This is a genomic window from Erythrobacter sp. S227 (assembly GCF_057364925.1).
On sequence record NZ_CP200280.1, the window covers coordinates 2,862,660 to 2,889,513 of the forward strand.

Annotated in this window: 23 protein-coding genes; 9 read left to right on the top strand and 14 right to left on the bottom strand. The window is 58.7% G+C overall.

The annotated features are described in order from the left end of the window. The first annotated feature begins 15 nt into the window (after positions 1-15). Positions 16-1,329, top strand: coding sequence for a murein transglycosylase A (mltA, locus tag AC0V6Q_RS13670; protein ID WP_486168929.1), 1,314 nt, complete (start codon positions 16-18; stop codon positions 1,327-1,329). Then, positions 1,326-1,931 carry a Smr/MutS family protein gene (locus AC0V6Q_RS13675; protein ID WP_486168930.1) on the top strand — a complete coding sequence of 202 codons (606 nt, stop codon included), beginning with the start codon at positions 1,326-1,328 and terminating at the stop codon, positions 1,929-1,931. Before mltA ends, AC0V6Q_RS13675 begins: the two co-directional genes overlap by 4 nt. Positions 1,932-1,934: 3 nt before the next feature. Here the strand turns inward: AC0V6Q_RS13675 and AC0V6Q_RS13680 are convergent, their stop codons facing one another. Further along, positions 1,935-2,498 (bottom strand): DUF2306 domain-containing protein, encoded by a 564-nt coding sequence (locus AC0V6Q_RS13680; RefSeq protein WP_486168931.1) that lies wholly within the window; start codon positions 2,496-2,498, stop codon positions 1,935-1,937. Positions 2,499-2,670: 172 nt separating this feature from the next. Here AC0V6Q_RS13680 and AC0V6Q_RS13685 point away from each other — a divergent pair, with 172 nt between their 5' ends. Further along, positions 2,671-3,555, top strand: a complete 885-nt coding sequence (locus tag AC0V6Q_RS13685; RefSeq protein WP_486168932.1) for a LytTR family DNA-binding domain-containing protein — start codon at positions 2,671-2,673, stop codon at positions 3,553-3,555. Here AC0V6Q_RS13685 and AC0V6Q_RS13690 read toward each other — a convergent pair. From AC0V6Q_RS13690 to aroC, 7 genes are all read right to left on the bottom strand, one after another. Beyond that, complete coding sequence (locus AC0V6Q_RS13690) at positions 3,552-4,205, bottom strand: hypothetical protein (protein WP_486168933.1); 654 nt, start codon at positions 4,203-4,205, stop codon at positions 3,552-3,554. The genes AC0V6Q_RS13685 and AC0V6Q_RS13690 overlap by 4 nt on opposite strands. Positions 4,206-4,287: 82 nt before the next feature. Next, positions 4,288-6,462, bottom strand: coding sequence for a catalase/peroxidase HPI (gene katG / locus AC0V6Q_RS13695; protein ID WP_486168934.1), 2,175 nt, complete (start codon positions 6,460-6,462; stop codon positions 4,288-4,290). Positions 6,463-6,898: 436 nt separating this feature from the next. Then, entirely contained in the window at positions 6,899-7,789 is an 891-nt protein-coding gene (locus AC0V6Q_RS13700) for an NAD-dependent epimerase/dehydratase family protein (RefSeq protein WP_486168935.1), read from the bottom strand. A 55-nt stretch (positions 7,790-7,844) separates the two neighbouring features. Next, entirely contained in the window at positions 7,845-9,446 is a 1,602-nt protein-coding gene (gene ahpF, locus AC0V6Q_RS13705) for an alkyl hydroperoxide reductase subunit F (protein WP_486168936.1), read from the bottom strand. 173 nt (positions 9,447-9,619) lie between these two features. Next, complete coding sequence (ahpC, locus tag AC0V6Q_RS13710) at positions 9,620-10,186, bottom strand: alkyl hydroperoxide reductase subunit C (protein ID WP_486168937.1); 567 nt, start codon at positions 10,184-10,186, stop codon at positions 9,620-9,622. 180 nt (positions 10,187-10,366) lie between these two features. Continuing rightward, complete coding sequence (locus AC0V6Q_RS13715; protein ID WP_486168938.1) at positions 10,367-11,380, bottom strand: fatty acid desaturase; 1,014 nt, start codon at positions 11,378-11,380, stop codon at positions 10,367-10,369. Continuing rightward, entirely contained in the window at positions 11,380-12,471 is a 1,092-nt protein-coding gene (gene aroC, locus AC0V6Q_RS13720) for a chorismate synthase (protein ID WP_486168939.1), read from the bottom strand. The genes AC0V6Q_RS13715 and aroC overlap by 1 nt, the downstream gene beginning before the upstream one ends. 240 nt (positions 12,472-12,711) lie before the next feature. On the opposite strand from aroC, the gene ruvA reads away from it, so the two are divergent. The 4 genes from ruvA (at position 12,712) to ruvB (ending at position 15,435) form a co-directional block, all read left to right on the top strand. Then, positions 12,712-13,320, top strand: coding sequence for a Holliday junction branch migration protein RuvA (gene ruvA / locus AC0V6Q_RS13725; RefSeq protein WP_486168940.1), 609 nt, complete (start codon positions 12,712-12,714; stop codon positions 13,318-13,320). A gap of 62 nt (positions 13,321-13,382) precedes the next feature. Next, positions 13,383-13,859 (top strand): hypothetical protein, encoded by a 477-nt coding sequence (locus AC0V6Q_RS13730; RefSeq protein ID WP_486168941.1) that lies wholly within the window; start codon positions 13,383-13,385, stop codon positions 13,857-13,859. Between the two features lie 17 nt (positions 13,860-13,876). After that, the gene (locus AC0V6Q_RS13735; RefSeq protein ID WP_486168942.1) at positions 13,877-14,392 is read left to right on the top strand and encodes a DsrE family protein; all 516 of its coding nucleotides are present in this window, start codon (positions 13,877-13,879) and stop codon (positions 14,390-14,392) included. Further along, positions 14,389-15,435 (top strand): Holliday junction branch migration DNA helicase RuvB, encoded by a 1,047-nt coding sequence (gene ruvB / locus AC0V6Q_RS13740; RefSeq protein ID WP_486168943.1) that lies wholly within the window; start codon positions 14,389-14,391, stop codon positions 15,433-15,435. The genes AC0V6Q_RS13735 and ruvB overlap by 4 nt, the downstream gene beginning before the upstream one ends. Positions 15,436-16,045: 610 nt before the next feature. Here ruvB and AC0V6Q_RS13745 read toward each other — a convergent pair. The 4 genes from AC0V6Q_RS13745 to AC0V6Q_RS13760 form a co-directional block, all read right to left on the bottom strand. Beyond that, positions 16,046-17,788, bottom strand: coding sequence for a hypothetical protein (locus AC0V6Q_RS13745; protein WP_486168944.1), 1,743 nt, complete (start codon positions 17,786-17,788; stop codon positions 16,046-16,048). Between the two features lie 143 nt (positions 17,789-17,931). Beyond that, a complete protein-coding gene (locus AC0V6Q_RS13750) occupies positions 17,932-18,234 on the bottom strand; it encodes a hypothetical protein (RefSeq protein ID WP_486168945.1) in 303 nt (100 codons plus the stop codon). Between the two features lie 386 nt (positions 18,235-18,620). Next, positions 18,621-21,293 (bottom strand): aconitate hydratase AcnA, encoded by a 2,673-nt coding sequence (acnA, locus tag AC0V6Q_RS13755; RefSeq protein WP_486168946.1) that lies wholly within the window; start codon positions 21,291-21,293, stop codon positions 18,621-18,623. Positions 21,294-21,350: 57 nt separating this feature from the next. Next, positions 21,351-22,259: a DMT family transporter gene (locus AC0V6Q_RS13760; RefSeq protein WP_486168947.1), complete on the bottom strand. Its 909-nt coding sequence runs from the start codon at positions 22,257-22,259 to the stop codon at positions 21,351-21,353. Between the two features lie 89 nt (positions 22,260-22,348). Between AC0V6Q_RS13760 and AC0V6Q_RS13765 the strand changes: the two genes are divergently transcribed. Next, positions 22,349-23,890, top strand: a complete 1,542-nt coding sequence (locus AC0V6Q_RS13765; protein ID WP_486168948.1) for a L,D-transpeptidase family protein — start codon at positions 22,349-22,351, stop codon at positions 23,888-23,890. Positions 23,891-23,910: 20 nt separating this feature from the next. Here AC0V6Q_RS13765 and AC0V6Q_RS13770 read toward each other — a convergent pair whose 3' ends face one another. Both AC0V6Q_RS13770 and AC0V6Q_RS13775 read right to left on the bottom strand, forming a co-directional pair. Further along, entirely contained in the window at positions 23,911-24,669 is a 759-nt protein-coding gene (locus tag AC0V6Q_RS13770) for a murein L,D-transpeptidase catalytic domain-containing protein (protein ID WP_486168949.1), read from the bottom strand. A 54-nt stretch (positions 24,670-24,723) separates the two neighbouring features. Then, complete coding sequence (locus AC0V6Q_RS13775) at positions 24,724-26,175, bottom strand: NAD(P)-binding protein (protein WP_486168950.1); 1,452 nt, start codon at positions 26,173-26,175, stop codon at positions 24,724-24,726. Between the two features lie 67 nt (positions 26,176-26,242). Between AC0V6Q_RS13775 and AC0V6Q_RS13780 the strand changes: the two genes are divergently transcribed. Beyond that, positions 26,243-26,839 (top strand): hypothetical protein, encoded by a 597-nt coding sequence (locus tag AC0V6Q_RS13780; protein WP_486168951.1) that lies wholly within the window; start codon positions 26,243-26,245, stop codon positions 26,837-26,839. Positions 26,840-26,854 lie beyond the last annotated feature (15 nt).

The window sequence follows — 26,854 nt, forward strand, 5'->3', positions numbered from 1 at the left end:
GAAGGGGACTTCGCGATGTTTGGTCTTCGCGGTCTGTACCCCGTCGCCCTTCCAAAAACCATCCGGCTTCAGGGTCCAGAAACGGTCAACCACGCCCCGCGATCGTTAGGCGCTGGCGCAGCGGCTCTTGCCTCGCTCGTTCTTCTTTCAGGGTGCCTGCGCCTTGTGCCGGACGTGAGTGCGCCGAGCCCCGCTCTGCCCGTTCCACCACCTGTCACCACAGGCAGCACAGTCACAAGCGCCGCTCTTGCAGGCGTTATGCGGGGGCCAAGTGTGGGCGCTCTTGGTATCAGCCAAAGCGATGCGGGCACAGCCTTGGCAGGCTTCATCGAAAGCTGCCCGCAGCTTCTTCGCCGCGAAGACAAGAGCGGGCTTTCCTACAATGCCGATTGGCGCCCCGCTTGCGAGGCGGCGGTGGGTTGGCCATTGCGCGATGCTCCGCGGTTTTTCCAAACCCATTTTGAAACCGCACGCGTGGGCGATGGCACCGCCTTTGCGACTGGCTATTTTGAGCCCGAGATCGCAGGATCACGTACCCGCCGCCCGGGCTTTAATGTCCCCGTCTATGCAATGCCGGATGATTTGACGCGCGGTTGGCCGTCAAGCACGCCGCAATCCGAACGCACCGGGCGTGCTCCCTTGGGCCGTCAGTTGCCCAATGGTGATTTTGAACCCTATTATGACCGTGCAGCGATTGAGGATGGCGCATTGGAAGGCCGTGTTCCTGTGATTGCCTATGCGGCCGATCCGGTCGAGTTTTTCTTCCTGCAAATCCAGGGATCGGGCCGTTTGCGCACACCAGAGGGCGAGGTCATCCGTATTGGCTATGCCGGGCAAAACGGGCGCGGTTACACCGGTATTGGCGGGGTTATGCGCGAACGCGGGCTTTTGGGTGATGGGCCGGGACAATATTCCGGCTCCATGCAAGGGATTATGGCCTACATCCGCGAAAACCCGCGTGAGGGCCGCGATCTTATGCGGCTCAACAAAAGCTGGATTTTCTTCCGCGAACTGACCGGTGATGGCCCCTTGGGCGCGCTGGGTGTTCCGGTGCGCAGCGAAGCCTCTGTTGCAGCAGACCCCGCCTTTGTGCCTCTGGGCGCGCCGGTATGGCTCGACCTTGATCGCAATGAAGCAGACGGGCTCTGGATTGCGCAGGATACAGGCGGTGCGATCAAAGGCGCTAACCGATTCGATACTTTCTGGGGCGCTGGCGAAGATGCGCGGCGGATTGCAGGGGGCATGAGCGGGCGCGGTTCTGCGCTGCTTTTCCTTCCCAAAGGGACCGTTGCGCGGCTTAACTCCCGAAACCCGAACAACACGCGATGAGTTACCCGCGCGGCCTTAGCGAACCCGAGCAGCGCGCTTGGGCCCGTCTTGCATCAAGTGTCACGCCCCTGCCTGGTAAAGCCGTGCCGGGGAAGAAAGCGCCTCTGGTGACCGAAGTGGCGCAGGTGCCCCCTAAACCTGCACCTAAACCTGCGCCCAAACCCGCACCCAAAGCCGCATCGAAGCCTGCACCTGCTGCCAAACGCCCCTTGATGCGTGCCAATTCCCCCTCTCCTGTAAAGCGGGCGATGGCTTCCAATCAGCTTGACGGGAGTTGGAACCGGAAACTGAAATCGGGTCAGATTGCGCCTGACTATACGCTCGACTTGCACGACCATAACCTTGACCGGGCATATGACCGGATCATGAGCGGCCTTGATCAAGCCCGCATGATGGGCGCGCGTGTTGTGTTGATTGTCGCAGGGCGAGAGCGTCCGGTGGACCCTGCCGACCGGGCCAACAAGCGCGGCGCGATCAGGGCAAAGCTGCTCGATTGGCTGGCGGTCAGTCGCCACGCCGATTCCATCGCAGCAGTGCGGCGCGCCCACATCCGGCATGGCGGAGAGGGCGCGCTTTATCTGGTTCTGAAGCGGTCGGGCTAGGGTCTAGCCAAAGAGCATCACGTTCATAAGGCGACCCGGAAGGATAACCGCGAAGACTCCCGGGATCATCAATGCGCCAAGGAAGAGGCTGACGATCTCTGCCTTGTGGCGTTGGATATCGCCTTTGCGAGCGCTGCTGATGATGAGCCACGCCGCGCGGTAAGTGATCGGCACAAAGATATGGATCCATGAAAGCGCCATCCCTTCGTGGATGAACAGGGTGGAGGTCGCAGTGATAACCATCAACGCCACCCAAAGCTTGCCCAGAGCCTTGTGCATTGCGGTGCCTTTGGGGGCGATCAAAAGGTAGAGACCAAGCGGCACGCAAGGGATCACGGTCACCACATGGAACATGATAGCGGCATTGCCCAGATGCGGCAGGTCAGGGGCAAAACCCAGCAATGCGCGGGCAATGGCTAGCACGCAGACCACGGTCATTGTGGTGCCGGCAAACAGGACCAGAGCCCGCGTCACAAGACCCAGTTGCATGACCCCTTTGGGCCGGTTGAGGCGTTTGAAAGCATCGATCGGGCTTGGGAAGATTGTGTGTGATGTGGCGGTTGTCATGATGGGCCTTTCGAGTTCGTTTCGTCGTTGAAACCCAAATTGACCCATGCCCGCTGGCCAGCAACCCGAAGTGCGCCGAACGGCTTTGACCTTCGCGAAATGGCCCGGGAACGCCCGGATTTCTGCTGTTTGCCACTTTACGAAGCGCGAATGGGCAGGCAATCATGGCGCTATGGATAGCAATTCTGGTGAAGTGGCAGCTGGCGAAAAGATGCTCAGCCCTCGTGCCGTATTTTGGCGCAGCACGCTCACCGATCTTGCGATCATGACAGCGATTGGCCTGTTTCTTGCCGTGATCGGCCCCTTCGGTTCAATTGAATTGCCCATCAGCGTGCGGCTCGTCACGTGGTTGACCTTCTCCTATCTTGGCTATGCCATCTATTCGCCAATGGGGTACTTCGTGGACCGTTTGCACGAGGCGCTTGATCTGCCCGTTTTACCCCTTTGGATTGGCGCTGCTGCGGTCGCGACCGTGCCGATGACCATCGCGATCTACTTTGTCCAGTTCATGCCCAACTGGCCCACGATGCCTGCGCTTGACGAGGCATTGACCAGCTATTTCTACGTCTTTGTGATCGGTGGCGGGGTCACCTTGCTGTTCAACTTTATCGGCCCGCGTGCCAGCGCAGCGCGCGCCGAAAAGGGTGATGGCGATACGGGTGAGGGCGAGGATCAATCGGAGATCGCCGTGGCCAAGCCCGCCGGACCGCGAGAAGCGGCCGAAACGCCTCCAGCCGCTGACCCGCCCAACCCGCTCCTCGATCAGCTTCCGCCTGCATTGGGTAGCGATGTGATCGCTCTTGAAATGGAGGACCATTATGTCCGCGTTCACACCAGCCTTGGGTCCGAGCTGGTCCTGATGCGTTTGCGCGATGCGATGGTGCACGTAAGCGATATCGAGGGACGTCAGGTCCACCGCAGCTGGTGGGTTGCGCGCCTTGCGGTTGAGGATGTCCGCCGCGAAGGCCGCAATGTGCGCCTTGTGCTACCCGGCGGTGTGGAGGCCCCGGTGTCGCGCGCGCAGGTGAGCGAGCTGAAAGACGCTGGCTGGATTTAGCCGGTGATTGAACCGAGAGCCGCCGAGGCACGCGGTCTTAGCCAATCGAGCAAAGCTTCGCTCTCATCTTCCCCCAAACCAAGCGGCAAATAGATAATCTGGCCTGCATAGACGAACTTCAAGCTTTTCGGTGCAGTCAGAGATAGCGTCCAAGGGAAGATCGGCGGATTGTACGATCTTGTGTTTATCTTTCCGAAGATCGGCCAGTGAAAGTTCCTGACAGCCTCAAGTTGGCGGATTTCCATTAAATCAAACCGTTTCTCGTGACTTGCGAACGGCATGGACCAACCGTATACCAGAGCTTCATCGATGATTGTGATCCGGTATCTTCCGGCAAGTTGCCAAGCAATCGTGGTGGAAGCGAATATGACCCCTAATGCCCATCCAACAAGCCAAAGAGCTATGAACAGCTGCTCTTGACCGGTGAAGAGCATATAGATTGCCATAAAGCCGCCCAAGACCCAGAAAAATAGCCAAAACATATAGAAAATGAGGACAAGCCAATTGCGGGCGGCAGGCACAGCGATCCATTCATTTTTACCTATCCAGACTGCTCGAAATCGGCCATTGGCCGGAGTGGAAGTGGACCTGTGCTCAGCGTTTGACATCTGGTTGCTGGTAGTGCGGAAAGTGCAGATCGTCCATTGCAATACAAAAACCCCCGGCGAGTTTCCTCACCGGGGGTTTCTCAAATTTCGGGGCTCGCGAAAGCGAACCATAGTTTAGCCAGTCTTAGAAACGGCCCGCATTCATCACCTTGGTGAAGGCTGCGACAAAGTCGTTTACGAACTTCTCTTCATTGCCGCTTTCCGCATAGACTTCGGCTTGTGCGCGAAGCTGCGAGTTGGAGCCGAAGATCAGGTCGGTGCGGCTTGCACGGAACTTCTCTTCGCCGGACTTGCGGTCCGTGCCCACATATTCCTCGTCGCCTGACCCGTCGACCGGAGCCCATTTGGTGCCCATGTCGAGAAGGTTGGTGAAGAAGTCATTGGTGAGCTGACCCACGCGGTCCGTGAAGACGCCGTGCGGGCGATTGCCGCTGTTGGCGCCCAAGACACGCAGACCACCGACCAGAACGGTAAGCTCTGGCAGCGACAGTCCCAAAAGGTGCGCCTTGTCGATCAGCATATCTTCGGTTTTCACATTGGCCTTGGTCTTGAGATAGTTGCGGAAACCATCGGCAAACGGTTCCATAGGCTCAAAGCTTTCTGCATCGGTCATTTCGTCGGTCGCATCGCCGCGACCGCCAGTGAACGGTACAGAGACGGAGAAACCAGCGTCCGCTGCGGCCTTTTCAACCGCCGCATTACCGGCCAGCACGATTGCATCCGCCATCGAGATAGAACCGCGAAGCTCGTCAATCTTGGCAAGAACCTTGCCGAGCTCTTCCGGATCGTTAGCCGCCCAGTCTTTCTGAGGTGCCAAGCGAACCCGCGCGCCGTCCGACCCGCCACGGTGGTCAGAATTGCGATAGGTTGAGGCCGATGCCCAGGCTGCTTTCACAAGCTCGCTTACGGTAAGGTCGCTGCCCAAAATCGCCGACTTGAACGCATCTGCGTCTGCATCAGAAGGCGCAGTGCCAGCAGGTACGGGATCTTGCCAGATGAGGTCTTCGGCGGGCACTTCGGGACCCTGATACCGGGATTTTGGACCCATATCGCGGTGGCACAGTTTGAACCATGCCCGCGCGAACGCGTCATCAAGCTGTTCAGGGTTTTCAAGGAAACGCTTGGAGATCTTGGCGTATTCCGGGTCCATTTTGAGCGCCATATCGGCGGTCGTCATCATGGTCGGCACCTTCTTGGACGGATCACGTGCGTCAGGCGCCAGGTCCTCTGGATCAGGGTTGATTGGGGTCCATTGCTGCGCGCCAGCCGGGCTGTGTGTCAGCTCGAAATCGTATTTGAACAGAAGGCGGAAATAGTCGTGGCTCCACGCGGTAGGGTTGTTCGACCATGAACCCTCGATGCCAGAGGTCGTGATGTGACCTTTTCCGATTTCCTCTTCATCGTTCAGCCAGCCAAAGCCCTGAAGGTGCAGTGCCTCGCTCTCGGGAGAGCCGCCGAAAGTGTCCGATGGCTGAGCGCCGTGCGCTTTACCAAAGGCGTGACCACCAGCGGTAAGAGCAACGGTTTCCTCGTCATTCATTGCCATGCGGGCAAAGGTTTCACGCATGTCTCGGGCAGATTGCAGCGGGTCAGGATTGCCGCCCGGCCCTTCTGGATTGACATAGATGAGGCCCATCTGGATTGCGGCAAGCGGGTTTTCGAGCGCCTTGCCTTCATCGGGAATGATGCGGGTTTCAACGCCTTGGTCGACCCACTGTTCTTCCGTGCCCCAGTACACCATTTCTGGCTCGTAAACGTCCGCGCGGCCACCGCCGAAACCAAAAACGGGTCCGCCCATGCTTTCAATCGCGACGTTTCCGGCGAGGATGTAAAGGTCGGCCCAGCTGATGCCTTTGCCGTACTTCTGTTTGATCGGCCAGAGCAGACGGCGCGCCTTGTCGAGGTTGCCGTTGTCCGGCCAGCTGTTGAGCGGTGCAAAACGTTGCTGACCGCTGCCAGCGCCGCCGCGGCCATCACCGGTGCGGTAAGTACCCGCTGCGTGCCATGCCATGCGGATGAAGAACGGTCCGTAGTGGCCATAATCTGCTGGCCACCAATCCTGGCTGTCAGTCATCAATGCGGTGAGATCGGCTTTGAGAGCTTTGTAATCAATCGCGTTGAACGCTGCGACATAGTCAAAATCTTCACCATAGGGGTTGGCGCTCTTGCCTCGCTCGGTCAGCAAGCCAAGATCTGTCGCCTCTGGCCACCAATCTTTGTTCTGGCGGCCCAGAAGCGTGCGGGTCGCCCCGTCGCCGTGGAATGGGCAGCCGCTCATTTCACCTGTTTTAGCGTCCATGTCTCTTCTCCTTTTGAAACCTCTCGCCCGACTCAAAACGCGGGCTATGAAAGCAGAGTGATGGAGAAGCGACGAGCGGTCCAATCGATTAATCTGTCGAGATTGATTGCAAAATCCGATGATAGGGAAAAGCGCGATAAAACGCGGCTTGGACAGCGACGGGAAAAGACGAACCGGAAGCCGCCAACTTTTGAGGGGGGGAGGGTGAAGCCAGCAGACTTCCGGTTCTTTTGGGCGCAAGGCAGTAAGGGGGGCTCGCCTTGGCCTAAGTTTCGAAACGGACCAGCGGGAGGGGGTGGCTGGGCGTTTCACTTGACGGGTGGGGTGACCCGATAAGTGTCAAATAGTGAGCCGACCGATCAATGAAAGTGCAGAGTTGCGATCATTCTGATCGGAAAAAGTGATGTAACTTTTCGGGCCGTTCGGCTTTGCGCGTTCACTCCGGTTTCGGCGAAGCAGAGGCGCCAATCGGGAGCACTTCGAGGTCATTCCGGTCCGTTTGCGCGAGCACTTCTTCCCAGCCCCAGCGTGTTGACCAGCCCAACTCACGTTGAGCATGGCCGGGATCATAAACCCGGTCGATTGTGCGAGGGAGCTTCCACCCGCGTAGCTCAAACGCCTCGGCAAGCTGGGGTGCGCATTCGCGGATTACTGAAGGCGCATCATGGGCAAGCGCTTCGCAATCTTCGCGTCTGAAGGGTGTCGCTCCTGAAATCACGAAGCGGGCAAAGGACGGGCCTTTATGGGCAAGGGCTAGGCTATGCGCTTCCCCCACATCGCGCGCATCAATGCCGCGGTGAAGGCGATATGTGGCCATTTGCGGCGCGCTTTCGGGAAAGCACCGCGACATGCGCAGCACTTTTACAGGCAAGTGATCTGTGGCGAGCGCCTCGAGCTGTTCTTCGGCCGCCAGCTTTGTGCGGTGGTAAATACTCTTTGGTGACGGGACAGTCTCTTCATTCACCCATGTGCATTGGCCCGGCGTAATCGCATGGCCATAAAGTGCGGTGGTGGAGGTGTAGAGGAATGTGCTGGCCCCTGCCTCTTGTGCCCAGTGATAGAGCTTGGCTGTTGCCTCGACATTGGTGCGGGTGAATTCTGTGTCCGGGACAAGGCCCACGTGCGGTGCATGCGGGCCCGCCGTATGGATCACCGCGTCGGCCCCTTCCAAAAGAGGGCGCATCACCGCTTCATCACCGCAATCCGCGACGATGCGCGTGGTCGAAAACGCTCGGGTGTCCATGCCGGCAACCTCATGCGCCGGGGCAAGGCATGAAAAGATAGCGCGGCCAATACGGCCAGAGGACCCTGTAAGAATAACCTTCATGGCGCGGCGTTGTGCCGCATTTGAGGCCGCAGGTCACGCCCTGGAATGCAGGGCCTTATGCGGCCTCGGCAACTTCGTCCGTGGCTTCATTGCGGATGAGGTAATCGAACGCGCCAAGGCCTGCGGTTGCACCAGTACCCATGGCGACGACGATCTGCTTGTCCTTCACCGTGGTGGCATCGCCTGCGGCATAGATACCGGGCAAGTTGGTCGCGCCGTGATCATCAACGACGATTTCGCCATATTGCGACAGCTCTAGGCCGGTTCCGCGCAGCCAGTCGGTGTTCGGGACAAGGCCGATCTGGATGAACACACCTTCCAGTTCGACACGTCGCTCTTCGCCGTTCTCACGGTCTTTCACCACAAGGCCGTTGCAGCGTTTGCCATCGCCGGTGATCTCGGTCGTCTGACCATTGGTGATGATCTCGACATTGGAGAGCGAGCGCAGCTTGTTTTGCAGCACGGCGTCGGCGCGAAGGGCCTTGTCAAATTCGATGAGGGTCACGTGGCCGACGATTTTGGCAAGGTCGATCGCCGCTTCGACGCCCGAATTGCCCCCGCCGATGACGGCCACGCGCTTGCCCTTGAACAAGGGACCATCGCAGTGCGGGCAATAGGCGACGCCTTTGTTGCGGTATTCCGCTTCGCCCGGCACGCCCAGATTGCGCCAGCGCGCACCCGTCGAAAGGATGAGGCTGCGGGTTTTGAGAACCGCACCATTGGCAAAGGTGACTTCATGCATTCCGCCCGCTTGGCTCGCAGGCTTCAATTCGGTTGCACGGGCAAGGTCGATAAGGTCGATTCCGTTGTCGCTGACCTGCTTTTTGAGGTTATCGGAGAGCTTTGGCCCTTCGGTGTAACTGGTGCCGGGCAGGTTTTCGATGCCAAGCGTATCTTGCAACTGGCCGCCGAAACGCTCTGCTGCGATACCTGTGCGGAAACCCTTGCGCGCGGTGTAAACCGCCGATGCTGCGCCAGCCGGACCGCCGCCAATAACGAGCACCTCGAACGCGTCCTTGGCCGACATTTTCTCAGCCGCCTTCGCATCCGCGCCGCTGTCCAGTTTGGACAGAATTTCAGCAAGCTCGATCTTGCCGTTGTAAAAGCTTTCACCGTTAAGGAAGGTTGCAGGCACTGCGAGGATATCGCGGCCTTCGACCTCGTCCTTGAATGTGCCGCCCTCGACCAATGTCGCGGTGATGTGCGGGTTTTCGAGCGCCATCAAGGTAAGCGCCTGCACCACGTCGGGGCAGTTGTGACAGGTGAGCGAGAAGAACATCTCGAACTCGTAATCGCCTTCAAGCGCGCGGACCTGTTCGATGAGGTCTGCGTCGACCTTTGGCGGGTGGCCGCCTGCCCAAAGGAGAGCAAGCACCAGTGATGTAAACTCATGCCCCATCGGCAAGCCTGCAAAACGCACCCATTTTGCAGGGTCCGACGCGCGGCGAATGACGAAACTTGGGCGTCTGCCGCCAGCGATCTGATCATCGCCGTCAAAGCGGGCCGTGACCATGTCGTGCTGTTCAGCGATCTGAGAGAGCAGGTCGCGCGTTTGCTCGGACTTCGCACTTTCATCGAGCACTGCAACCAGCTCAATAGGCTCGCGCAGATTGGCGAGATATTGCTTGAGTTGGGTTTGCGTATTTGCGTCGAGCATTGCGAGTTCCATTGGCAATTTGGTGGGAGAAAATAGCCCGAACCGCCTCCGAGGAGGGAGGGAGAGGGAGGCGGTTCGGGCCTATGCTGCGTCCAAGCTCGAAAGCTCGGGCAGGGTACCGGCGCGCAGGGGAGAGGGAGAGAGGCGCGCCGCTAAAAGTTCATGGGCGAGAATTAGATCTTGCCAACAAGGTCAAGCGATGGGGCAAGCGTGTCTGCGCCTTCTTCCCATGCTGCCGGGCACACCTGGCCAGGGTTTGCACGCACATATTGAGCGGCTTTGATCTTGCGGGTGAGTTCGTTCGCGTTACGGCCAACACCTTCACAGGTGATTTCCATGATCTGGATCACGCCGTCGGGATCAACAACAAACGTCGCACGGTCAGCAAGACCCATTTCTTCACGAAGAACGCCAAACTGCTTTGAAAGCGTGTGAAGCTGGTCGCCGAGGAACGGGAATTGGAGCTTGCCGATTTTCTCGGAGCTGTCGTGCCATGCCTTGTGGCTGAAGTGCGTGTCGGTGCTGACCGCGTATACTTCTACGCCCATGTCCTGAAGCATCGAGTACTTTTCACCCATGTCTTCAAGCTCGGTTGGACATACGAAGGTCCAGTCGGCTGGGTAGAAGAAGAACACAGCCCACTTGCCAGCGATGTCAGCTTCGGTGACGTCGTAGAAGTCTTTGCCGGCCTGGAATGCGGTTGCTTTGAACGGTTGTACGGTTGAACCGATAATACCCATGTGATTTTTGCCTCATAAATTAGGAGTTGGGGTTAAAAGAACGATGTTTCACAGCGCTAAATAGTGATTGCTGCGTTGCAACAAAATTGATTTGTGCGATTGCGAAGATCGAGATTTTCAATGACAAAACGGGAACGTTGGAAATTCGTTCCCGATCAGTGCGTAAGGCAGCGTTACTGCTTAGGCAGTGAGCCGTTTGGCCTCTCGGAAGGTCACCAGCTTGCGGTTGTCTTCATCCCAAAGCGCGAGCCACATCGTGCCAAAGGCGTCGCGCACGCTCACCCGGTTGAATTCAGCCAGTTCAGGATGCGCCTTCAACGCGGCGGGTAAGCGATAGAACGGGATGCGGCTTACCAGATGGTGGATGTGGTGGATCGAGATATTGCCGGTGAACCAGTTCATAACCGCTGGCAAATGCAGGTAGGAGCTGCCTTCGATAGCGGAGGCGTGGTAGTCCCAATCTTCGCGTTTATCCCAGGACGTGTCTTCAAACTGGTGCTGCACATAGAACAGCCAAACCCCAACCGATGCGGCCGTTAGCAGCACGGGCAGGAACACCATCGCCGTAACCGATGCGCCAAAAATAAGGGCAAGCGTCACGAGCAGTCCAGCCGTCACGGCATTGGTCAAAAGCGCGCTGATCCAATAGGTCCAACCGGCTTTCATCAGTCCAATGGGCAAGCGGTGGCGCAGCAAAAAGAGGTACGCCGGGCCAAAGCCCATCAGGAAAAGCGGGTGCCGGTATATGCGATACCAGATCCGCCCCATCCGGCCCAATGCGCGGTATTCGCGCACAGTCAAAGTATCGACATCGCCAAAACCGCGTGCGTCAAGATTGCCCGTGCTCGCATGGTGCAGCTCATGACTGCGCCGCCAGCAATCATACGGCGTCAATGTGAACACACCCAGCGTGCGGCCCAGCCATTTGTTGGTTGCCTTGCTCTTGAAGAAGGAGCCATGGCCGCAATCATGCTGAATAATGAAGAGCCGCAACAGCAGCATCCCTGCAAACGGGGTCAGCGCAAAGGCGGCGTAATACCCCGCCTCAATCGCGAAGAGCATAATTGCCATCAGGCCTGCGAAGGGCGCCAGAGTGGAAGCCACCTCCCAGATACTGCGTCCGACGCCGGGGGTGCGAAATTCGGCCAGAGTGCGCGCAAGCTCGCGCGGGTTTGGCATTGCAGATTTATCCATTATTCGCCGCCTGTCTGAGCACGGTGGAGCAGTTTTTGATCGGCCAGAACAAGCGCCATCATCGCTTCGACAACTGGTGTGCCCCGGATGCCCACGCATGGGTCATGGCGGCCCTTGGTGCGGACCTGTGTCGCGTCGCCGTCCGACGTGATCGAGTCCACGGGGGTAAGGATTGACGATGTGGGTTTGAACGCCACGCGGCACACCACCGGTTGACCGGTTGAAATGCCGCCAGCCGTACCGCCTGCATGGTTGCTGGCGTAGATCGGCTTGCCGTCCTCGCCCGGCGTCATCGCATCGGCGTTTTGTTCACCGGTGAGGCGTGCAGCTTCAAAGCCATCGCCAATCTCGACACCCTTGGTCGCGTTGATGGTCATCATGGCAGAGGCCAATTCGCTGTCGAGCTTGGCGTAGATTGGTGCGCCCCATCCGGCTGGCACGCCTTCCGCGATGCATTCGACCACCGCGCCAAGCGACGAACCGCTTTTGCGCGCATTGTCGACCAGCTCTTCCCAACGCGTCGCTGCCCAACTGTCTGGACAGAAAAAGGGGTTCTTTGTGATTTCATCGAGATTGATTGCATCACGCTCGATCTTGTCGCCGCCGATCTCGCATACGAAAGCGGTGATTTTGACATCCGGAATGACCAACCGCGCCACCGCGCCTGCCGCAACGCGCGCTGCCGTTTCGCGCGCGCTTGACCGCCCGCCGCCGCGGTAATCGCGAATGCCGTATTTCGCGTCATAGGTGTAATCGGCGTGCCCCGGGCGATAGGCCTTGGCGATCTCGGAATAGTCTTTGGAGCGTTGATCGGTGTTTTCGATCATCAAATGGATAGGCGTGCCCGTGGTGACTTGCACGCCTTCATCGTCCGCAAACACGCCAGACAAAATGCGCACCTGGTCCGCTTCCTGACGCTGCGTTGTGTATTTGCTCTGCCCTGGACGCCGCGCATTCAGATAGGGCTGAATATCCTTTTCGGTGAGCGGGATGCCCGGCGGGCACCCGTCTATCACCACACCCAATGCAGGTCCGTGGCTCTCTCCCCAAGTGGTAAAGCGGAAGACCCGCCCGAATGTATTGAAACTCATGGTAGCGAGCCATAACGCACCCGCTTTTTTTGTCGAGAGTTTCAAATGCGGCTTATCTTGGTTTTGCGCCCACCCGTCCGGGCCCGTTCATTTCTTTGGCATCCTCGCTAGGCGGGCAAGCAAGTTGCCCCCGCTGCGGGCGCACGGTCGTGCTTGCGTCCCTAAGGTCCGTTTGGCGCTCTTGCGGACAAACTGAGCTTGGCTCTGGCGAACGTTGGCCTTTTGCTTCAAGAACAAACCATGATTGCAAAGCTATCAGGCAGGCTGGACTCCGTCGGTGACGATTGGGCCATCGTTGATGTCCAAGGGGTGGGCTATCTCGTTCATTGTTCTGCCCGCACGTTGAGCGCTTTGGGCGAGGTGGGCGAGGCCTGCACCGTGCACACCGATATGCAGGTTTCGGAAAACGACATGCGGTTGCTTGGCTTTGCCGAAGGCTCAGAGCGCGATTGGTTCCGTTTGTTGACGCAGGTTCAAGGCGTCGGCTCGAAAGTGGGCTTGGCGATCCTGTCTGCGCTCTCCACCGGAGAACTGCGCGATGCGTGCGCAGGCGGCGATGCAGCGAGCGTGGCGCGGGCGAACGGCGTTGGGCCGAAACTGGCCGGGCGGATCGTAAACGAGTTGAAAGACAAAGCAGGCGCATTGCCTGGCGGCGGAATGGCGGGTGCATCTGCTGGTGGCGCAGCGCCAAGAGGCGGCGCGAGCGCCGATGCGGTAAGCGCTTTGGAAAACCTCGGGTTCAAGCCAGCGATTGCGGCACAGGCGGTGTCGCGTGCGCTTGAGGAATTGGGCGAGGGGGCTGCTGAGGGCGACCTGATCCGAGTGGCTCTGAAGAAGGCGGCTGGGTGATGCCGCATTCAGGTTGTCGCAAGTGCAGCGATTTAGATGCAAAAGGATAGGAGAATGCACCCATGACCCAAATTCCTACGCTTCGTCTCGCCACCACCTCTGCCGTTGCTCTTGCGCTCTGCACCATCCCATCGGCTGCCGCGGCATGTCGGGGGATCCAATTTGAAAGCCGGCTGATCTCGTTTCATGCCGATGCGCAAACCGAGGTTCCCGATGGCTATCGCCAATTCCGTGTTCGACTAACGCAGCGCAGCCTGGAAAGCTCTCCTGCGCGCGATCTTATCCGCTTGTCGGTGGTGCCCCATGTTGGCGATGATGATGCGCCTGAAAGAGCTGAGATCGGCTGGCTGATGCTGGTGAAGCCGGTTGGGACGAGTTGCGATAGCGCTGTGATTCCTGCTGCTGGAGAATACTATGTCGTTGGAAAATTGGCACGAAACGAAAAAGGTAAACCGACACTGATAAATGGCGGCGCACTGTTTTACCCACGCGTTACAACCAGATCGGCGATGGCCGACATTCTATCGGAGCCACAATGAACCTCAAAGGCATATGTGTGATCGCAGCCACCACGCTCGCGCTCTCTTCGATGGGCGTCGCGCCTGCCGTTGCACAAGACCTATCTGCATTCAGAACAGGACCAGTTTTCGCAGAATTCGGCCCGCACGCTCCGGTTGAGGGCGGGCAACCCGTCGCGCCGACCGCCCGTTTTGCGATTGCCTTTGACGTGGCGCAGCGCGCGGACGAGGGCACGCGCAATCGCGGGTTTGAAAGCGCGGCTCGCTTCATCAACATGCATGTCGCAGCAGGCGTTCCAGAGGACCACATCCGGCTTGCGGTCGTTGTGCATGGCAAAGCAGTGCTCGATCTTGTTCCGGGCGAGAATAACGGTTCACAGGCTATGGTCGAAGAGATGTTAGAGCACGGCGTGCGCTTTATCGTATGCGGGCAAAGCGCCGCGGCTTACGGTGTAAGCACGGACGCGCTGATCGACGGTGTGGAGATGCATTTGTCCGCGATGACAGCCCACGCCAAGCTTCAGCAAACCGGCTTCACGGTGAACCCGTTTTGAGCGACCTCGACCCTCCTATCCACTCAGGCGATTCTCAGCCCGGTGATCCGGACACCGCTCTGCGTCCCAAACGCCTGGCCGAATTCATCGGTCAGGAGGGGGCGAAGGACAATCTTCGCGTCTTTATCGACAGCGCAAAATCGCGCGCGGAGGCGATGGATCATACCTTGTTCCACGGTCCGCCGGGTCTGGGAAAAACCACGCTTGCTCAGATTGTTGCAGGCGAATTGGGTGTGGGCTTTAGAGCCACGTCCGGCCCGGTCATCGCCAAGGCAGGCGACTTGGCAGCTCTCCTCACAAACCTCGAACCACACGACGTCCTGTTCATTGATGAAATCCACCGGTTGAGCCCTGTGGTGGAGGAAGTTCTCTACCCCGCTATGGAAGACCGCGCACTTGATATTATCATCGGCGAGGGGCCATCTGCGCGTTCGGTTCGCATCGACCTACCGCCATTTACCTTAATCGGAGCAACCACGCGCCAGGGCCTGCTAACCACACCCCTTCGCGATCGGTTCGGCATTCCTGTGCGCCTCCAGTTCTACAGCCATGACGAGCTTGATCTTGTCGTCACCCGGGCGGCTAATTTGTTGGGTCTCGACATTGATCCTGCGGGCGCGCGCGAAATTGCGCGGCGCTCGCGCGGGACACCGCGTGTGGCAGGCAGGCTTTTGAGACGCGTGCGCGACTTTGCGCATGTTGCAGGCAAGGGGACGGTGACGCGCGCTCTGGCCGATGATGCGCTGACCCGGTTGGAGATCGACCGGTTGGGACTGGATGCAATGGACCGGCGCTATCTCACCATGATTGCAACCACTTACAAGGGCGGCCCGGTTGGTGCGGCCGCGCTCACGGCAGGCCTCGCCGAGCAGCGCGATACGGTCGAAGAGGTGATCGAACCCTACCTCATCCAGCTGGGATTAATCGCGCGTACAGAGCGCGGGCGCATGCTTAATGATGCAGGCTGGGAGCACCTTGAAATGGCCAAACCGATTCTCAAGCCAAACCCCGCGCAGACCGGCCTGTTTGGTGAAAATGGCTAACCAAGTGTCTAATTTTGGTCTCAAAACGGGACAGCGGACCTGAAATGACCCCGATCTGGGCCCTTTGAGCCCTCTGAGCGCTTGCGAACATGGTTAACCCCATTGCGGTCAACCTAATTTCGATCCCATCACAGCATTGGAAATTGGTGAAGGTGCAGACCGGCTGCGCCCAGCCATACAATGCAAGGTTCGGTTTTATGTCGATCAAAATGGTATCAGCTAAGCTCGCGGCAACCGTCGCTGGAGTTGCGCTTCTGCAAGGTGGGGCGGTTCGGATGGCCGAACCGATGAACACCGATGAGCCGCGTTTCGCGTCAGATGCAGACGGCAAGTTGGTGGACTCCAAGGCGCTTCCCGTGGCTCAGCCCATTGGCGAACCGCGCTATGTGAAGACGCAAGGCGTTGCCCAGCCACGCTACGTCAAGACAGATCGCACCCGCGAGTTGCCGCCTCTTCCCGAGGTGGAGCCCGATCGCCGTCGGCGGATTGTAGAGCGCACGATCGAGTGTCAGCCGGTGCCGGGCGGATATGGTCCATTTGGCGGTCCTGCAGGTTCGCGCGATGTGGTTGCCGGAACCACCTCGCTGCCAGCCGGCGCAGTTGAGGCCTATTATGATGACGCAGAATGCCCGCCGATTGCGCAAGTCGCATACGCGCCGGCTCCTCTTCCACCCCTTCCGCCAATCCGTGGCGGCGGTGGCGGCTTTGGAGGCCCGATCGCAGTAGGCGGCGGCCTTGGCTTTGGTGGCGGATTTGGCGGCGGCTTCTTTGGCGGCTTCTTTGGCGGCGGTGGCGGCGGCGGAGGTGTCTCCTCCGGCAATGTATCGACCACGACGACCACATCAGGTGGCTCGGGCGGTTCGTCAGGCGATGTTTCGTCAAGCACCAGCGGTGGAAGCACCAGCACGAGCGGTGGCAGCACCAGCACCGGCGGAAGCGGCGGTTCAAGCTCGAGCACTTCGGGCGATGTGAGCACGTCAGGTGGTACGACTTCGGGTGGCACACCCACAAGCACGACGACCACCACGACGACCACGACCACGTCAGGCAACGTATCGAGCAGCACGTCTGGCAATGTCTCAAGCACAACCTCTGGCAATGTGTCGTCGAGCACTTCGGGTAATGTATCGAGCACAACGTCTACGACGTCGGGCAATGTCTCGAGTTCGAGTACTTCAGGAAACGTGTCGAGCACCTCGACGACTTCCGGCAACGTCTCGAGCACGAGCAGCACAACCTCGGGCAACGTTTCAAGCACAAGCACGTCAACGACGTCTGGCAACGTCTCCAGCACGAGCACATCCTCGGGCAACATTTCCAGCACTTCTGGCAATGTATCGAGCACGAGCACGGGCGGCGGATCATCTTCGTCCAGCTCGTCATCATCGTCCTCGAGCAGTTCAAGCTCGTCTTCGAGCTCATCGGGCGGCACTAGCGGTGGCACTACCAGCGGCGGCGGCGACCCACATCCTGGCGGTTCAACCTCGGGTGGCTCAGGCTCGTCCTCGTCATCCTCGTCCAGCTCGTCTTCTTCAAGTAGCTCCTCATCAGGGGGCAGCTCGGGCGGCGCGACCAGCGGCGGCAGCTCGGGCAACTTCAGCAGCTCGACCAGCTCGTCTTCATCGAGCTCTTCTTCCAGTTCCTCGTCTTCGTCAGGCGGTGCAAGCTCTGGCGGTTCGAGCAGCTTTGGCGGTTCATCCTCATCAAGCTCGGGCTCCTCTTCAGGCAGCAGCTCATCAGGCGGTTCCAGTGGGGGCTCAAGCAGCTTCGGCGGCAGCTCGTCATCATCCAGCTCCGGCTCGTCCTCGAGCAGCAGCTCGTCGAGCGGCGGCGTAACCAGCACGGGTGGAAGTTCTGGCGGTTCGTCGAGCTCATCGTCAAGCGGTAGCTCGTCATCGTCAGGCGGTTCGAGCAGCTTTGGCGGCAGCTCGTCGTCATCAAGCTCGGGCTCTTCATCGTCGAGCAGCTCATCGGGTGGCTCGGGCGGTTCAAGCTCGTCATCTGGCAGCAGCTCGGGCTCTTCGAGCAGCAGTTCTTCAGGCGGTTCTAGTGGCTCAAGCAGCTTTGGAGGCAGCACCACATCGTCAAGCTCGGGTTCTTCGAGCAGCTCATCCAGCAGTTCGGGTGGTTCGAGCGGGTCGTCCAGCTTCGGTGGTACGACGTCGACTTCGACCTCCGGTTCGTCTTCAAGCAGCAGCTCTAGCTCGAGCTCATCTTCAAGCTCTAGCGGTGGCACCTCTGGCGGCACCTCGGGCGGTACGGATGTTCCAGCACCGCCAATGATGATCCTGTTCGGCCTTGCGGCCAGCGCGATCCTTTCGCGCCGCGTATTCGGTTCGAAATCGAAAAGCACTGCCGAGGGCAGCGAGGGCGCAGAAGTTTAACTAAAGCCTCTTCCGGGGTGGCCGGAAAGTGCTCAAAGAAAAGGGGCGGCTTCCACATCGGAAAGCCGCCCCTTTTCTATTTCTGCGCGGTTTTGGTCGCGCTTAAGTCTGTTTAGCCGCCAATGCCACTGCCTGGGACCTGACCCCGACGCTGAAGGTCTTCGGTCGTATTTTGGGATGACTTTTCCATCTCTTCCCATTCCCGCTTGGATGCGCAAACTTTCTTCTTCATGCGCGAGCCGATGACCGCGATCCGGCGACAGACGCGCTTGTTCGCATCGTCCAGCTCTTCGTCTTTTTTGGCAGAGGTCTCTGCTTGATCGGTCAGAGCCACTTTTTGCATTGAAGGCACAGTAGAAGCGTCGGCCTGGGCTGAGAACGCCAAAGACGCGGCGAGAATTGATTGGATAAGCATTTTCGGTTTTCCCCTTTGGACGAGACCTTACCAGAGTTTTCTGAACCGCGCTTTACTCGAATAGCAGCGATCACACCAGTTTTGATCGATCAAGAGCCGATCAGCCGCCATAACTGATGCTTTTGGGCACTTGAAATGGTCCTTTTCGAGTGCACCACTTCTGGCCGGTTATATCGCTCCATTCAAACAAGGAGCATTTCTGTTGCTCCTCCGTTTGGCCGGTGCCGCTTCTGCAAATCGTGGTTTGACTGAGCGAATTCATAACCAAAAGGTGCACCTGATGGGTCGCCCTCTGCGTCACCACCACTGGGCGCGCAAGCTGAAATCGCTAGCGCTGCCAGAGTGCACAAAAAGAGGCGTTCGATCATCAGTAAAGCGCAGGTCCTTTAGGCGGCGAGCTTTCTCAAAACGTAATGGAGGATGCCGCCGTTACGGTAATATTCCATCTCGTTCTCGGTATCTATACGGCAAAACGCAGTGAAAGTGAATTTCGTTCCATCACCGCGGGTGGCTTCGACTTCGACATCCTGGCCAGGTTTCAAGTCTGACAGGCCCTTAATCGAGAAGGTGCAATCGGAATCGAGCCCAAGGCTTTGCCGGGTGGCGCCGTCCTTGAACTGCAAAGGAAGCACGCCCATGCCGACCAGGTTGGAGCGGTGAATGCGCTCGAAACTCTCGACGATTACCGCCCGCACGCCCAGAAGGATTGTACCCTTGGCCGCCCAATCGCGTGATGAGCCGGTGCCGTACTCTTTACCGCCGACAACGATCAATTGCGTGCCGTCTTCCTTGTGGCGCATGGCCGCATCATAGATCGGCATTTGCTCGCCATCATAGGTGGTGACGCCGCCCTCGATACCGGGGACCATTTCGTTCTTGATACGGATATTGGCAAAGGTGCCGCGCATCATCACATCATGGTTGCCTCGGCGCGAGCCATAGGAGTTGAAGTCCTTTTTCGCGACCTGATTGCCTTTGAGATAGGCGCCTGCGGGGCTGTCTTCCTTGATCGCGCCAGCGGGCGAGATGTGGTCTGTGGTGACGCTGTCGCCAAGGATGGCGAGCGGTTTGGCGTCGACAATGTCCATGATGGGCGCAGGCGTCATCTCCATCCCTTCGAAGTAAGGCGGGTTCGCGATGTAGGTGGAGCCTGCGCGCCACTGGTATGTGTCGGAAGGCTCAACCGTGATGGCCCGCCAGTGTTCATCGCCGTCGAACACATTGGCATAGCGGCTCTCGAACATGGAGCGGTCGATATTGGTGGCGCGGTGCTCGGCGATTTCGGCGTTGGAGGGCCATAGGTCGGCGAGCATCACATCGTTGCCGTCCTTGTCCTGACCAAGCGGCGTTGTGGTGATGTCTTCGGTAACGGTGCCTTTGAGCGCGTAAGCCACCACCAACGGCGGGCTTGCGAGGAAGTTTGCGCGCACATCCGGGCTGACCCGGCCTTCGAAATTGCGATTGCCCGAAAGGACGGATGCGGCAACAATATCATTGCCATTGATCGCATCGCTGATCGGCGGGGCAAGCGGGCCTGAGTTCCCGATACAGGTCGTGCAACCGTATCCCACCAGGTCAAATCCGACCGCATCCAGATCATCCTGAAGCCCGGATTTGACCAGATAATCGGTCACCACCTGTGATCCGGGCGCAAGCGAGGTTTTCACCCAAGGCTTTGGCCGCATCCCGCGCTCATTCGCCTTTTTCGCGACAAGCCCTGCTGCAATCATCACATCGGGGTTGGAGGTGTTGGTGCAGCTTGTGATGGCCGCGATAACCACATCGCCATCGCCTATGTCATGGTCTGTATCGGACACATCAACGCGGGCGGGCTCTGCCTTCTTGTAAACTTTCGCGAGGTCTTCATTGAATAGCTCGTCCACTTGTCCGAGCGTGACCCGGTCCTGCGGGCGTTTTGGCCCCGCAAGGCTGGGCACAACGGCTCCGACATCAAGCTCCAGCGTGTTGGAGAAGACCGGTTCGTTCGCAGGGTCAAACCACATGCCTTGGGCCTTGGCGTAGGCTTCAACCAGAGCGATCTGATCTTCAGGGCGGCCGGTTAATCGCATGTAGTCGATTGTCTTGTGGTCGATGCCGAAGAAACCGCAAGTCGCGCCGTATTCGGGAGCCATATTGGCTATCGTCGCGCGGTCGGCGAGGGTGAGATTAGCGACGCCCTCTCCGTAAAATTCGACGAAACTGCCCACGACGCCCACTTCGCGCAGCATCTGGACGCAGGTGAGCACAAGGTCGGTTGCGGTCACCCCTTCCGCCATTTTGCCGGTGAGTTTGAAACCGACCACTTGCGGCACCAGCATCGAAATCGGTTGGCCCAGCATGGCGGCCTCTGCCTCGATCCCGCCAACACCCCAGCCAAGCACGCCAAGGCCGTTGATCATGGTGGTGTGACTATCGGTGCCAACGCAGGTGTCGGGGTAAGCGACAAGCTCGCCATTTGCGTCCTCGCTAGACCACACACCGCGCCCGATATATTCAAGGTTCACCTGGTGGCAGATGCCAGTGCCCGGAGGCACAGCGGTGAAGTTTTCAAAGCTCTTTGAACCCCATTTGAGGAAGTCATAGCGTTCTGCATTGCGCTCGTACTCGAGCGCCATATTGGCTTCCATCGCCTTGGGGTGGCCGAACTCGTCGACCATGACCGAGTGGTCGATCACAAGATCAACGGGCACCTGCGGATTGATCTTGGCGGTGTCTCCGCCCAGCTTCTTGATCGCATCGCGCATCGCCGCCAAGTCCACAACGCAAGGCACGCCGGTGAAATCCTGCAGCAGCACGCGGGCAGGGCGGTACTGGATCTCTTCGCCGGTGACAGGGTTGTTCTGCCAATCGATGATACCCTGAATATCGTCGCGACCGACGGTAAAGCCGCCATCCTCAAAGCGCAGCATATTTTCCAGCAGCACCTTCATCGAAATCGGCAATTTCGACACATCACCCATCTGCTCAGCCGCCTTGGCGAGCGAGTAATATGCGTAAGTCTTGCCGTTTACGTCGAGGGTGGAGCGGGTGTTGAGGCTGTCGTTTCCGGTGGCGGTCATGAGCTTTGATCCCTTTGGTCTGTCCCAGTAATGACTTGGGCAAGGGGAGGCACAAGGTCAAGGTTGCGGCTCAGCCGCAGCGCGCTCCTTCGGCTTGCTTTTGCGCGTCGCGAGCCAGCAACCGGTGACGATAAGCCCTGTGCCCGCAAGCGTCGGGACCGTCACTGCTTCCTGGAAAAACAGCCAGCCCAGCACGCTCGCCCACAAAAACCCTGAATATTCAATCGGCACCAGCGCCTGCGCCTCGGCCCGCGCATAGGCCCATGCCAGCGACATTGCGCCCAGAACCGTCAGAACACCTGCCGCCGCCAAAGGGAACAGCGCCTCGGTCTCAATCGGCGTTGCAAGGAAAGGGGCGAGCAGCAGCAGGACCGCGCCGCCAACTCCGCTGTGAAAGGTGGCAACCTCCACGGGTCCTGCGACCTGCGACTGTTTGCGAATCACGATGAAATTATAGGCATAGAGCAAGGCGGAAACCGTCAGAGCCCCAAGGCCAAGCGCTGCATCATCGTCAAAACCGCCGGCTCCGATCTTGCCGCTGATAATCACCAAAGTCCCCGCAAAACCCAGGAGGCTGGCAAAGATTGCCTGCGGCTGGATCACTTCGCCCAAAAGAAGGCGCGCCAGATACAGCGCGATCAAAGGCGCGATAAAGCTAAGCGCAATTGCCTCCGCCAAGGGCAATTTGGTGAGCGCGTAGAAGAAGGATAACGCCATGAAAGCGCTGATAATGCCGCGTTCCAGATGCAGCTTCATCGTCGATTTGTCAGGCCATCCGGCGCGCTTCCAGAACCAGAAGGGGGCAATAATCGCAGCGCCAATAAGCGATCGCAGAACCGTTGCAGTGTATGTCCCGGTGGTGAGCGCCGCCTCTTTCATAAAGGCATCCATCATCGATAAAAACCCGACCCCCATAAGGGCAGCCGCAAAGGGAAGAAGTGGAGACGAGAGGAAAGGGCGGTTCATTGCACCCGCTCTCTAGAGGCGTCGGGCGGCCCCGTCACCTCTACTTAGGGACAAGTTTTTGCGCGGGATTCACACTGAGGAAATCTCTTTTGGTTGATAGCAACTGCGAAAACGCGGTATATTTGCCTGTCAACGGTATAAACGCGTTGTTTCTGCTCGCTTTGGGCGGGCTTTATTGGATGGACGAAATGCAAAAACGGGTCAGCAGGTTTGCGATTGGTGTAGCAGGAGCGGCACTTGGCGCCGCTTTGATTGGAACAGGTGCGCTCGCGCAAGACGCAGTCGAGGACGACGCGGTCGAGGCGCAGGCTGAGGCCGGTGCACAGTCTGGCACACAGACCGATGCCCAGAATGATGCGCAGCCAGGGGTCGATGCAGATGCGAGCTTTGATGAGGCATTCCCGGACATGGTTTCCGAACCGCTCGTTCAAGGCGATCTCGAAGCGCCCGGTCCTATGGTCGAGGCATGGGACATTGAGAATGTGACAGCTCTGATCGCGGTCATCGAGGGGATTGGTGCAGAAGGTCTGGACCCCGATGACTACGATCACGCCGCGCTCAAACAGCTCGCGGCGCAAGGGCCTTCGGAGGCGCTCAACACACTCGCGTCAAAGAATTTCGTGTGGCTGGTCGAAGACCTTCGCGACGGGCGCACCCCGATGGAAGCGCGGGTGCAGTGGTTCGTGGTGGACCCGGATCGCGACCGTTTCCGTTCGCGCGAACTGTTGTCAGAGGCTTTGACCACCGGCGATGTTGCCGGAACACTTGCAAAGCTCAATCCGACGCATCCCGACTACGCGGCCCTTCGCGCTGAACTCGCCAAAACGCCCGAAGAGGACGCCGCAAAGCGCAAGCTTATCCGTGCCAATATGGACCGCTGGCGCTGGCTCGCCCGCGATCTGGGTCGCCAATATCTCATCACCAATGTGCCGGAATATCAGCTGCGCCTGACGGTGGCGGACAAGATCATCAGCACGTACCGCACCATCGTCGGCAAACCCGGCCGCACCGCGACCCCGCAATTGGCCGAGACCGTCTCAGGCGTTGTCTTCAACCCCACATGGACCGTCCCCCAATCCATCGTGAAGGGCGAGGGGCTGGGCGAGCGTGTGCTCAATAACCCTGCATGGGCGCGTTCCAAGGGATACCGCGCGACACGCCACGACAGCGGCTGGATCAGTGTTGTGCAGCAGCCTGGCCCTACCAATTCGCTGGGCCGGATGAAGCTCGAGATGCCAAACCGCCACGCGATCTTCTTCCATGACACACCCTCGCGCCACCTGTTTAACAATGGCATGCGTGCGCTATCCCACGGGTGCATTCGCACCGAACGCGCGCTTGAGCTGGCGATCACGATGGCGATCCTTGGCAAAGGCGCGACCAAAGAGGAGGCCGTCGCCATTGCAACCTCGGGTGAATACACCAAGGTTATGATCGAGAATAAGATGTCCGCCTACATCACATATTTCACCATGGGCGTGGATATTGACGGCAATCTTCGCGAGTTCAAAGACATCTACGGCCGCGATAAGCCTGTGCTGGCAAGCCTCGACAAACCGCGCGTGCAAAACCGCTCGGGCGAGAGTGATGATGAGGTTATCGTGATTGAGAACAACCCGTTGGCGGGGTGAGGCCGGTCTTGGGGCGCCAGTTAATACGCCCCGGGCACGCGCCTTTGCATTGCGCTTGGGTTGTCTGGCGACAGCATCTGCATATTCGGCCCATTTAGCGCCAGTTGCTGTTCGCGGCTCAGCATTGCGCCGTTGTCTTGCAGGCCCAAGCTGTCGGTGTAGAGCAGGCGCCCGCCTGACAGGTTCATCAATATCTCTCGGAAATCTGCAGTCCCGTAGGCAAAGCAGCCATTGGACCGGCCCATCCGGCCCCAGCGTTGCAAATGGGACGGTTCAGAATAGGCAGCACGGTGCATCACGATATAGCGGCGAAGCGCCGCGTCATTGGTCGGGTCCAACCCGCCAAGCCGCACCGAAGTGCCATAGCGCCCTTGATACCACTCCCACGTGACATAGGCGCCTTTGCTGGTCGCGTTGGAGCCTTCGACATTGGAATAGTGGTTGAGCCAGCCGTCATGCTCGGGATCTGAGCCTGCGCCGTGGCTGACGTGCATGGTCCGCACTTCTTCGCGGTCCAGATTGACGAGGTAGAACCGTTGCCGCGCAGAATGCACACCGTAATCGCAAATGCCGACGATATCCTTGCGCCAGATGGCATCGCCTGCCCGGTCCAATTCGCGCTTTGCCACGTCGAACAAAGCCCGGTCACGCGGCGTTCCTGCGCGCGGAACTGCAGGCGCTTGGGCGGCCAGCTTTGCTGGTAGAGTCGGGAGCGTCGCAGAGCCAACCAGCGCAGCGCCGGTGGCTAGAGAACCCTTCAAGAGATCGCGGCGGTTCATAATTGTCATACTACCTAACAAATAATGTCGTTCCCGTGAATCCCCAAATAGCCCTTAGGCCGCGCTCTCGTGAAGGGCCTTTGCAGCCATGCCCAATTTTATGACACCTGGCATGTTTGCCTGGATCTTGGGGCCGACCTGGGAGAGCGCTGCGAGGCGCGGATCACCCTTCGCCATCATCTCTGCCACGGCAGGACCTGTCGGGTGAAGGCGGCTTTTGGCGTTGAAAGCATTCGTCTTTTCATTGTCTGAAAGGATCGCCGTGCTCATCAAATTGGCCATCATCGCGTATGGATAGGTCTCGGTCGTATCGGTCAGCGGAGCTGGCGGGACGAGGTTGTTCTTCTCTTCGTCCGTGTCGAAGTGCACTTCGATAAAGGCAGCGAGAGCCGCGCTGTAAGGCACAAACGGGGCCTGAGCGAGCTGGAGCGTGATCGTGTCGCCTTCAAAGAATGGGCGACCTTTATCGCGCTGTTCAAAGGGAACTGCGCTCGCGGTGCAGTCGATAAACAGCGTGCCTTCGGGCATGTCCACGCGTTCTTCGCCAAAGATCATGGCGGTTGGTTCGAGCGCTGTGACCCGCTTGTTGCGGTGAACCCGTGTGATTTGTCGCAAGAGCGCAACTTCGCCTTCCGAAATCACCGCAAAGTGGAACATCTTGGGCGTCACGTTTTCGTCCAGCCGAAGCATCGTGCCGCGCTCGCCCAATTTCGCGAACATCTCATCGCCCGTCTCGGAGCCGTTGGCGCATTCGACTAGGTCAACCTGAAACTGCACCAGATCTTCGATGTGGTGCTTGGCCGGTTGCAGAAGCTTGCGATTGAACATCCAGCTGTCGCGCGGGCGCACCCAGTCGATTTTGTCGGCTGGCACCCCTGCTTCCAGCAGCCAGACGGCTGTGTCCATCGCGGTTTTCCCGCCGCCGATGATGCAGTAATGCTGTGGCAGATTGTCTGTATCCATCCAAAGGCGCGGAAGGTCTCCGGGGATGGCAAAGCGTGTACCCTCTGCAATGTCGAACGCAGGCTTATGGGTGGAGGGCACGCTGGTCTTGAACCATGTCCCGTCCACCAGTTTGCGGCGCACCTTGATCGTGTGTTCTTCGCCCGAAAGGATGCTGCGCGCTGTATGCTCGCCATCGCCGCCGCCTTGATACTCGGTAAGAGGCAGGTAATTAACCCGCCCGCTTGGCACAAACCGCTCGGTCATGAGCTTGCTGTAATAAGAGAGTATCTCCGCATGTTTCGCCAACGGATACATACCCTTGTTGTGGCCATGTTCGTCCACACGGTCGGGGCACATTTCCATCGAATTGACGCCATATGTCGCGCTTGGCTGGTGAAGCGCCACGAAGGAATAGGCATCGTTCCAGTGACCGCCCGGGCGCGCGTGCTTATCAAGGATCGTGACGTGGCAATCCGGGTCTTCGTCAAGCAGCGTATCGACAAAGGCCATTCCCACTGCGCCCGCGCCAATGACCAGATAATCGGTTTCGTGAGTGCTCATGCGGGTTTAATCCTTTAGGGCTCAAGGGTTTGCTATGCTGCCTCTCGAATCGGAGAAGAGACCTCTTATGCGCCATCTATCACGCCTCTTGGGGCTTTTTGCCAGTTTTTGGGTTTTGGGAGTGGCTCCAGGAGCGCTCGCACAGGAACCGCCCTTGGAAAACGCGCGTCCCGATACTGATCTGCCCGCGATTACCGAACTGAAAATCGTGCGCAGCAGCCGCACCGATGTGCCCGATACGATTGCGGTAGAGACCGCCGAGATACCCGCCGAGCAAACCCGCATCCTCGATAAGAGGGGCGCAGAACGCTTGATACGCAACGAAGGGATCACCCTTCAATGGATCGGCTGGGAGGAACGGGGTCCTGCTTGGGTTGGTGTGACCGAGACAGGGCACTGGTCGCTGGTCGGTGGGCAAAGAGGTAAGAACGGCGAATTGCTCGAGCTCGAAGGCTTTGTGACCGAGATTGGCCCGGATTATTTTCTCTATGAGGGCACTATCAAAATTCGCGGGGCTCCCGACGCAGAGCGCGGATGCGGTGCGACCAGACTGTGGCGATTTGAGGTGACGCAGAACCGCTCATATTATCGCTTGCGCGATTTTGAATGGTGCGACGCGCTTACCGATTATATTGATATCTACTTCCCGCCTTCTCTAAAGTGATCAGGGGCGAGGGGA